Source organism: Ferrovum myxofaciens, assembly GCF_000735045.1.
Taxonomy (GTDB): domain Bacteria; phylum Pseudomonadota; class Gammaproteobacteria; order Burkholderiales; family Ferrovaceae; genus Ferrovum; species Ferrovum myxofaciens.
In genome coordinates, this window is record NZ_JPOQ01000500.1 from 1 (window position 1) to 253 (window position 253).

At 58.1% G+C, this 253-nt stretch carries 1 protein-coding gene; it reads right to left on the reverse strand.

Annotation, left to right across the window (positions count from 1 at the left end; all coding sequences use genetic code 11):
* Positions 1-33: 33 nt before the first annotated feature.
* On the reverse strand, positions 34-253 hold a 220-nt coding region (locus tag IV91_RS0114780; RefSeq protein WP_031599576.1), incomplete at its 5' end, for a transposase domain-containing protein.

Below are 253 nucleotides of genomic sequence, written 5' to 3' on the forward strand. Positions count from 1 at the left end.
TCCGATCATCAAGGATAGATGATCGGGAGGGGGTTACGAATGGCTGTGCTGGGTGAAACGATACAGATCGGAGCGCAGGGGGTTGTCTGCGAAGTGCGCTTTCCAGCAGCGTGGGGTCAATTGCCCAATATCCCTGGCCGGATGCTGTCCCACCCGTTGCAACACATCCACCAGGTAGTCATAGGGATTGATGTCGTGCAGCCGACAGGTGGTGATCAGGGACTGGGCCACTCCGGTCAGTTCGGCACCCACT